Source organism: Enterovirga sp. (assembly GCF_028290205.1).
GTDB lineage: Bacteria > Pseudomonadota > Alphaproteobacteria > Rhizobiales > Beijerinckiaceae > Enterovirga.
On sequence record NZ_JAQGKF010000114.1, the window covers coordinates 1 to 2,541 of the forward strand.

The window sequence follows — 2,541 nt, forward strand, 5'->3', positions numbered from 1 at the left end:
CGGGTCGGCGCGCTGCTCGACGTGCCGATCTACGACTTCGCCGGCTTCGCCGTGCAGGTGCAATATTCCGAGATCAATTCGCGCCTGCGCAATTACGACACCCGCAACCTGAGCGTCGCCTTCGGGCCGACGCTGCGCTTCTGAGGAGACGGCCATGCCGCCCCGTCGCCTCCGCATCGCGCTCGCCGCCGCCACGTGTCTCGCCGGGCCGCCGGTCCTGGCCCAGGAGATCGGAACGGCCGGGGCCGTGAACCCGGCCTCCACCGGAACCCCGCCGGCGCGTCCGACCCGCGTTCTGCAGATCGGTTCGCGGGTCGTGTTCAAGGAGCGCATCAACACGACGGCCGGCGGCAACGTCCAACTCGTCTTCGTGGACAAGACCACGATGAGCATCGGGCCGAACTCGACGGTGGTGATCGACGAGTTCGTCTACGATCCGGGCGCCGGGACCGGGAAGCTCACGGCCTCCATGGCCAAGGGTGTGCTGCGCCTGGTCGGCGGCAATACCAGCCATTCGGGTGGGGCCGAGATCAAGACGCCCTCCGCCACGCTCGGCATTCGGGGCGGCGTCGCGACCGTGCAGATCCTGCCCTGTACCCCCGGGATGGCGGCCGCGGATTGCGGCACCAAGGTCACCAATCATTTCGGCACGCTCAACATCACCACGGCGGCCGGCACGGAGGTGATCCGCCGCCCCGGCTTCGTGGTGCACATCCCCGGCGGGGCGGCCGTGCCGAGCGCGCCACGGCGCGCCACGGCCGCGGAAGTGTCGCAGCAGAACCGCAGCCTCACCTCGAAACCCGGCCAGACGGGCGGCACCCGCAACCGGGTCACGGCGGCCGCAATCGATCAGGCCAATGTCGCCGGACCGCTGATCGCGCAGATCGGCGCCAGCGTCGCGGCCATCCAGGGGCAGACCCAGGCCCAGCAGCCGGGCGCCGCCACCACGCTTGGCCTTGCCGTGTCACCGAACGCCGCCACGACACCGACGCAAATCCAGATCGCAGCGGCCGACACCCAGCAGCAGGCGGCGGCCCAGGTCGGCCAGAGTGCGGCGGCCGGCGGCAACGCCGCCAATCTAATCGGCCCCGGCCATGAACCCGGCCCGCCGGCTTCGCCTCACGCCTTCGCGCTCAACCTCGCGCCGATCGCCGCCACGTCCTCCCCGGGCGGGGGGCCGTCCTATCAGTCTCCCGTGCTCGGCTTCACCGATGGCGGCGAGGCGGGCACCAGCGCCGGCCGCAGCCGCTTCCTGGCCGGGGGCCTCACCCTGTCCGGCTCGGGCAGCGCCCAGAGGTCGGGGATCTACGTGGTGGCGGGGCAGACCCAGGCGGGAGCCGGCGGGCCGACCGGGGAGGCCGCCTTTGCGAGTTCAACCCGCGGCAGCGACGGCAACCTCGTCAGGAGCTGGGCCGACCTCGGGGGCTCCGGCCCGGCCGTGACCCTCGACGCCTCGGGCGCGCCGACCTCGCTCGACCTGCGGGGCACCGCCCGTCTGCGGTCGACCTCGGGTGCCGCCTCCGACGTGCCGAGCCAGCTCGCGGCGAGCCGCACCGAAACGCCGGCCGGCCTCGGCGCGTCCCGGCCGCAGCTCAACACCGTGGTGAATCCGCTTTTTGGCGGGCTGTTCGCGGGCCTGGCCTCGACCTTCGGCAGCACCAGCCCGGCTCCGGTGAACACGGCCGTCACCGGGCTGTTCGACATCAGCCTCAACCCGACCACCAGCCAGTTCGGGACCACGCTCGGCGTCCAGACCTCGAGCAATTCGGAGGGGGACGCGCTTCGGTCCGGCACCTATTTCGATTTCGGCCGGGCGGTTGAAAGCTTCTTTGTCCGGCCGGACAGCGCCGACGGGCGTGGCACCTACGTGGACGACCGCAATTTCGGCGCGGTCGATGCCCGCGGGCTGGACGGGCGCGCCACGACCGAGGTGAATGGCGCCCGGGTCGAGACGCATCGGGGCGGGTTCGTGACCGCCGACACCGTGAACGCCCGCAGCTTCTTCCCAGGCGTCAACTTCTGCCAATGCGAGTTCACCCGCTGGGGCTTCTGGTCCTCCGAGACCACCCGCACCAACGCGTCCGGGCAGGCGCTCACCGACCTCGTCCATCTCGGGACCTGGGTCTATGGCGACCCGACCCGGTTCGCCGACATGCCGAGCACCGGCACGGCGACCTATGTCGGCCACGCCGTCGCGTCCATCCGCAACGGTTCGAGTGAGTATCTGGCGGCCTCGAACTTCACCAACACGGTCGATTTCGGCAACCGGACCGGGGTGGTCAGCATCCCGGGCCTGGATGGCCGCAGCTATGCCGGCACCGTGACGGCAGGGGGCGGCAATTTCATCGGCGGCACGATTGCGTCCTCGGTCCCGGGCTCCAGCATGGCCCTGAACGGGCAGTTCTTCCGCGGCGCCTCCGGACCGGCTGGCGAGATGGGCGGCACCCTCTCGATCGGCGGCACCCCCGGCTATGCGGGCGCCGGAATCTTCAACGCGGCCGCAGCCGCCCCGCGCTGAACGGCAGGACGCGGTCCGACGTC

General features: G+C 71.5%; 1 protein-coding gene. It reads left to right on the plus strand.

The features are described 5' to 3' along the window. The first annotated feature begins 154 nt into the window (after positions 1 to 154). Complete coding sequence (locus tag JWR86_RS07975; RefSeq protein ID WP_299563311.1) at positions 155 to 2,518, plus strand: FecR domain-containing protein; 2,364 nt, start codon at positions 155 to 157, stop codon at positions 2,516 to 2,518. Positions 2,519 to 2,541 lie beyond the last annotated feature (23 nt).

Bases quoted from the DNA above. Each gene is read 5' to 3' on its own strand.
- JWR86_RS07975 (WP_299563311.1), top strand. From the start codon at position 155: ATGCCGCCCCGTCGCCTCCGCATCGCGCTCGCCGCCGCCACGTGTCTC.